Annotated in this window: 7 protein-coding genes and 1 riboswitch; of the genes, 3 read left to right on the plus strand and 4 right to left on the minus strand. The window is 35.7% G+C overall.

Annotated features, from left to right (window positions below):
- Positions 1-79: 79 nt before the first annotated feature.
- Positions 80-185, minus strand: a riboswitch (SAM riboswitch).
- A 113-nt stretch (positions 186-298) separates the two neighbouring features.
- The 3 genes from QWY86_RS14975 to murQ form a co-directional block, all read right to left on the minus strand.
- The gene (locus tag QWY86_RS14975) at positions 299-1,054 is read right to left on the minus strand and encodes a Bax inhibitor-1/YccA family protein (RefSeq protein ID WP_290243150.1); all 756 of its coding nucleotides are present in this window, start codon (positions 1,052-1,054) and stop codon (positions 299-301) included.
- A gap of 39 nt (positions 1,055-1,093) precedes the next feature.
- Positions 1,094-1,660, minus strand: a complete 567-nt coding sequence (locus tag QWY86_RS14980; RefSeq protein ID WP_290243151.1) for a hypothetical protein — start codon at positions 1,658-1,660, stop codon at positions 1,094-1,096.
- A 151-nt stretch (positions 1,661-1,811) separates the two neighbouring features.
- The gene (murQ, locus tag QWY86_RS14985) at positions 1,812-2,627 is read right to left on the minus strand and encodes an N-acetylmuramic acid 6-phosphate etherase (protein WP_290243152.1); all 816 of its coding nucleotides are present in this window, start codon (positions 2,625-2,627) and stop codon (positions 1,812-1,814) included.
- A gap of 189 nt (positions 2,628-2,816) precedes the next feature.
- Between murQ and QWY86_RS14990 the strand changes: the two genes are divergently transcribed.
- Genes QWY86_RS14990 through bla form a run of 3 tightly spaced genes read left to right on the plus strand, consistent with a single transcriptional unit; the run spans position 2,817 to position 5,666 of the window.
- Positions 2,817-4,415, plus strand: a complete 1,599-nt coding sequence (locus tag QWY86_RS14990) for a S41 family peptidase (protein WP_290243153.1) — start codon at positions 2,817-2,819, stop codon at positions 4,413-4,415.
- Between the two features lie 21 nt (positions 4,416-4,436).
- Positions 4,437-4,946 carry a GNAT family N-acetyltransferase gene (locus tag QWY86_RS14995; protein WP_290243154.1) on the plus strand — a complete coding sequence of 170 codons (510 nt, stop codon included), beginning with the start codon at positions 4,437-4,439 and terminating at the stop codon, positions 4,944-4,946.
- A 3-nt stretch (positions 4,947-4,949) separates the two neighbouring features.
- The gene (gene bla / locus QWY86_RS15000) at positions 4,950-5,666 is read left to right on the plus strand and encodes a BlaB/IND/MUS family subclass B1 metallo-beta-lactamase (protein ID WP_290243155.1); all 717 of its coding nucleotides are present in this window, start codon (positions 4,950-4,952) and stop codon (positions 5,664-5,666) included.
- On the opposite strand, the gene QWY86_RS15005 is transcribed toward bla, so the two are convergent.
- Positions 5,656-6,165 (minus strand): GNAT family N-acetyltransferase, encoded by a 510-nt coding sequence (locus QWY86_RS15005; RefSeq protein ID WP_290243156.1) that lies wholly within the window; start codon positions 6,163-6,165, stop codon positions 5,656-5,658. The genes bla and QWY86_RS15005 overlap by 11 nt on opposite strands.
- Positions 6,166-6,548 lie beyond the last annotated feature (383 nt).

Raw genomic sequence — 6,548 nt, forward strand, 5'->3', positions numbered from 1 at the left:
GACACATATTACATCTCCCATTGTACATTATTACATCCTTAAAGGCTTATTTAAAAAGTTGGCAGATTGATACCAGCTAAACTTATCTTCTCTCGCCACTGCTGAGATTAGAATTTAGCACCTTGTGTGGGCACAGGTTGCTAAGACATCGTAGGGTCTAATCCCTCCGTCTTTCTTAATAAGCATACAAAAGTGCAATAAAGCAACATCAATTCCAAAAATTATCGCCTTGAAGCCAAATAATATTACAAAGGCCACGCAAAATTGCGCAGCCTTTAAAATATTGTTCTGTTATAAACTATTTTCTGCTTCCGAAAATACGAAGTAAGAAAAGGAAAATATTTAAAAAATCCAGGTATAAAGATAGGGCGGCAACAATAGCCATTTTCTTAGATTCTACTTGTAAAACCTGCTCACCGTTAGCTTCAATTCCTTCACCAATACGTTTGATTTTCTGAACATCGTATGCGGTTAAAGCAGTAAAAATTGCGATACCAACGAAAGCCATAAACAAACTGAATTGCTCACTTTGAATAAACATATTTACTAAGCTTGCTATAACTAAAGCAATAACACCAACCATTAAAATCGGACCGAATTTACTTAAATCGATATTTGTGGTATAACCCATTACAGCCATAATACCAAAGATACCTGCTGCACCTGCAAAACAGCTTACAATTGAGCCAGATGTATATGCCAATAAAATAAAGCTTAAACTAATACCTGTTAGTACAGAATACAGAACGAAAACACCAACCAAAGCTGGATATGAAAGTTTACTTAACCCAAATCCCATTAATAAAACTAGGCCAAGTGGAGCGAACATTGCAATGTAACCAAAAATCGACATCCCAACTTTTCCTGTTGATGGATTAACAGTTAATAAATATTGCATAAACTGTTTGTTTGTACCAAAAATATAAGCAGCAACTGTAGATAAAACTAATGCTACAAACATCCAGGTAAAAACATTTGCAAAGAATTTTTTAGAAACAGAGCCTTGCTGAACAAAAACGCTGTTGTCTTGATATTGATAATTTTGTTGTTCCATTTTTATGTTGTGTATTTAAATGATTTTAAAATTAATAAATTAGTTTAATCTTTTTGTCAGTAACTCTTCAACTTTTTTAAAGAATTGTAACGGCTTTAGTGTCCGCCAGGGCATTTCATCAAACGAACCACCAAAATTAATGTAATAGTCAATGCTGTTTTCCTTAAATTCTCTTATTACATGTTCCTGGAAGTTGATTCCAACAATCCAACCATCTTCTACTTCCTGAAACCATTCCTCGTAATAACTATCATCAGATGAATGGAAATTTAAAACATTCTCCCCAATCAGGATGAACTTGTTAATACCTTCATCCATCATCAATTCCAAAATATCACGTTTCAGCAACATGATATCATTATTGATGGCATCGTTCCACTCGCCGATAAATTCTATTATAGCATAACTTCTGTCATAATCAGCAAAAAGCACTTTCATATATAATGTGCTCGAACCAAACTCATCCCATTGGGGATGCAACAAAAAATTGTAAATCTGTTTATCGAAGTATAGTTCAGAATATTCGGTATTGTAAAATGGCGAACGTTCATCTTCTGCTGAGATATATTCATCCCTCCACTGGTAATACGGCTCTATCTCGTGCATCTTTTTTAATTATTGAATGAATAAAATTTTGAATGAGTGAATGTTTTTACTTGTAATCGCTATATTCTAAAATCACTCATTCTCTAATTCAATCATTTTTTATAAACGAATGTTTTCTTTGCAATCACTCATTCACTAATTCAATCATTTCTTAGTGCGTTTGCTTTTGTCTCGCCTCTACTGCTTTACGTACGCTTCCATGAACTGCTAAAAGTTCTGATGCTTCATCGTAACCAATTTGTAATTCGTCAGCAACCATTTGCGTTCCGCGGTCAACAAGCTTATTATTGGTTAACTGCATATCTACCATTTTGTTTCCAACAACACGCCCAAGTTGAACCATTACTGTGGTACTCAGCATGTTTAAAACTAATTTTTGGGCCGTACCAGATTTCATACGCGTAGAACCGGTCACAAATTCAGGCCCAACGACAACCTCAACCGGATAATCAGATTCAGCAGCTATTGGTCCACCAGTATTACAGACAATACAACCCGTTAAAACGCCTAATTTACGTGCAGTATTTAAACCCCCGATTACGTAAGGTGTTGTACCCGAAGCAGCCAAACCAACCAAACAATCTTTCTCGTTGATATCGAATTCCTGCAAATCTTTCCAGGCTTGCTCGGCATCATCTTCTGCAAACTCCACAGCTTTTCTTATCGCTGTATCTCCACCTGCAATAATACCAACAACCCAATCAAAAGGTACACCATACGTTGGCGGACATTCAGAAGCATCAACCACACCCAGGCGCCCGCTTGTGCCTGCACCAATATAAAAAAGACGACCGCCTTTTTTCATCCTTTCAGCAACTGCCGAAGTTAATTTTTCTATCTGAGGCAAAGATTTTTCAACTGCGAAAGCAACTGTTTTATCTTCATTATTAATGCCTTGAAGAACCTCTAAAACCGACATTTTTTCAATGTCATTATAATTTGATTCTTGCTCGGTTACTCTGTTCATAAATTTAATTTTGATAAAATTCGGTAAATTCTTTTTAAAAAGTAACCAAAAAATCAAAAATATAGATGCAAAAGTTCTATACCATTTTATTTAGAGTTAATTTATGTTAAAAATTAGAAACAAAAGACTAATAAAATGAGTTAAAAAAGTAATCAAACCGCTTATTTTCATAAATTTGTAGCAACGCTGATGAAGAAAAATACCCGTAATAATGCCCTAATTGCCATAAGCTATTCTGTAATTTTAATAGTTGGTATGGTTTTGGGCATTAAGTTTATTAAAGACCAAGGGTATGGCGTTCAAAAACCAACAAAACTTGCAGCCAATTCCGAAAAACTTGATGAAATTCTGCACATCATCAACGGAAATTATGTAGATGATATTAATACAGATTCGCTTCAAAATTTACCGATTGACAGTGTTTTACATCAGCTAGATCCACATAGCGTTTATCTGCCACCTGCAAATGCACAAAACATGCAAGATGATTTAGAGGGCAACTTTGAAGGTGTGGGACTGGAATATTATATGCTTAACGATACCATGATGGTAACTGGTGTGATAAAAGATGGGCCAGCCTATCAAGCTGGAATAAAACTTGGAGATAAAATTTTGAGCATCGACTCTACCATTGTTAGTGGTAGAGATTTGCCAAAAGAGCAATTAGCCGGACGTTTTAAGGGAAAAGCAGGAAGTGGTGTTAATGTTTTGTTACAGCACAGCGGAAGCCAATTGCCAAACAGAGTAATGGTTACCAGAGGTAAGGTGAACATAAGCAGTATTGATGCGGCATATATGATTAACAACGAAACTGGTTATATACGTATTAGTAAATTTGGAGCAAACACCGATAACGACTTTTCTGCCGCCGCCAATAACTTAAAAAATAAAGGCATGAAAAAGCTAATATTAGATTTAAGAGACAACGGAGGTGGTTATTTTAGCGCAGCAACGGGTTTAGCAGACCAATTTTTACCCGAAAACAAGCTTATCGTTTACACTCAAGGCAAACACGAACCTCGTACAGACTATTTTTCTACAGGAAGTGGCACTTTCCAACAGGGCAAATTAGCCGTTTTAATTAATGAAAATACAGCTTCCGCAAGTGAAATTGTAGCCGGAGCAATTCAGGATTTAGGCAGAGGTGTTATTATTGGTCGCCGCTCTTTTGGCAAGGGATTAGTGCAAGAGCAATTTGCTTTTAATGATGGTTCTGCACTAAATTTAACCATCGCAAGATATTACACACCATCAGGTAAAAGCATTCAAAAATCGTACAAAAAAGGTTATGATGCTTACAAGCACGAGCTTGATGAACGCATGACTGATGGCGAATTAACTGGCGATTTGACATCATTTAAAGATTCATTGGAGAAAAATAATGGTGTTAATCTTCAAAAGAAACCTAAAACAGTTGGTGGCATCCAGCCCGATGTTTTTGTGAAATTAGATACAACAGGTTATAATAAATTTTATAATAGTTTAGTAAGTAAAAAAGTATTATCTGACTATGTTTTTAATGTTTTAACTTCTAAATATAGTTCTACATATATTGAGCAAAATATAAATATCTTTAACTTAAATGATTTAGATTTTAAAGATTTTATAGGATTTCTTCAACGCAAAAATGTGCAAATCGACCGTTTTCAGCTTTACAATTCTAGAAATTTAATTTTGAACGACTTGAAAGCTTTGCTTTGCAGGTACTATCTGGGCGATGTGGGTTATTACAGAGCTGCAAATCAAAATGATAACGTAGTTAAACAAGCGCTAAATAGTTTGCAATAAAATAAAAATCAGCAGTATTTTATGACACTTGAAACTGACCGATTGATTTTGCATCCGCTAACTCATAATCAGCTTTTAAAATATGTTAGAAATAACAATTCACTGGAGAAAGAACTTAAGCTAAAACCAGGGAAAAATATCATTTCCGAAGAGCTCGAAGCAGCCATTCGCGAAACCATTTTACCGAATGTAATCGATTCTAATAAAAACTATTTATACAATACTTTGTGGTCAATCATTTCAAAAGCTGATGAAAAGCTAATTGGCGATTTGTGTTTTGTTGGCGAACCCGATGCAAATGGCGAAATTGAAATCGGCTATGGAACTTATCCCGAATTTAGAAATAATGGCTACATGACCGAAGCTGTTTCCAGGTTGATACAGTGGGCAGCAACACAACCAGAAGTAAAAATGATTACTGCCTCAACAGAGATTGAAAACGTGGCTTCCTATTCAATTCTCGAGAAGAATAATTTTATTAAAATCGCCGAAGGCGAAGGTATGTTTACCTGGAAACTAAATCTAAAATAATCTATGAGAACCGTAATCTTCGCATTTTTTTGTTTGGCTTTTACACGGGTCCTTGCGCAGAACCCAAAATTAAAAATTTCGAAAATTGCCCCAAACCTTTACAAATACACATCGTACAATGTATATAAAGGCAACATAACTGATGCCAATGCAGTTTATTTGGTTACTAAAAAAGGAGTTGTGGTTATTGATGCGCCTTGGGATTCAACACAATTCCAACCATTTTTAGATAGTATAAAGGCAAAACATAATCAAAAAGTTGTATTAGCAATCGCTACCCATTCACATGAAGACAGAGCCGGTGGATTAGGCTTTTTTAAAGCTAAAGGCATCAAAACATACGCAACTGCTAAAACCAATAAAATACTTTTAGCAACCAAAAAACCTACTGCTCAATTTACTTTCGATAGTGATACAACTTTTAATATTGGTGGCATTAAAATACAAACCAGCTTTGTTGGCGAAGGACATACTAAAGATAATATTATTATTTGGTTTGAGCAGGCAAAATTGCTTTATGGAGGCTGTCTGGTTAAGAGTATTGGCTCAGAAGATTTAGGCTACATTGGCGAGGCTAATGTTAAGCAATGGCCACAAAGCATTAAAAACCTGCAAAAGAAATACCCAGATGCTAAAATCTTAATTCCCGGGCATGGAGCAGGCAACAAACCCGACGCACTAAAGCATACTCTTGAATTACTGGAAAAAGCTAAACCTTAATTTCGAACAAGCTCAAACTAATGCCCTCGTAATGTTTAGGCAAACCGTCTGTTTTTTCCATAGTAACCACCCCAACGTACTCAAAACCGCAAGCCGTATAATATTGTAAAAGCTTTTCATTATCGGCCCAAGTATCCATTCTAATGAAAGCAATTTTATGCTGAGCAGCATAATTTTTCGCCCACTTTATAATTTCCTTAACAAAAGCATAACCTCTAAAATCGGGATGGGTTACAATTCTATGAATGTAAATCGAATCTTTATCCCGTTCGCCCCAAATTAACTTATCATCAAAAGTTACCGCAAAAACACAAGCAACCACGCCATTTACCAAAATTTTATATTGACGATTTTCCGCTATTTCAGCTTCAATTAATGCGCTACTGAATCCTTGCCAATGTTTATTAAAAACTTTCTTTTGATGAGCAATAGCCATATCATAGAATTCAAAAATGGTATCGATATCTGTTTGGGTACTGTTTTTAACTTCAATTTGCATGACGTAAAATTATGTTTTTTGCCACGGAAACACAGAATACACGGAAGTTTTTTTCAATAATACACGGTCATTCCCGCATAGGCAGGAATCTTAAAGCTTCGGGATGTCGAATTCGTGATAACTTATACCTTTTTGAAGCGCAAAAGCACTAAATAAATTTAAATTTCTTCCCGTTTTTCGCTTATACGCTTCGGGCATGCTGCGCAGCCCTGCAGGGTATCGCTTCAACCGGGGCTAAAAAACTTCTATTGCAAAACTATTTAAGGTTGCTTGGAGCAAAACCACCCCCAACCCCCAATGTCATTAACTTAAGGGAATCATAGGGTAAGGAACTGTAAAAACAGTTCCTTTGTGCTTTCGAAACAACCCCCATGACATCAACA

It is taken from the genome of Pedobacter aquatilis (assembly GCF_030409415.1).
GTDB lineage: Bacteria > Bacteroidota > Bacteroidia > Sphingobacteriales > Sphingobacteriaceae > Pedobacter > Pedobacter aquatilis.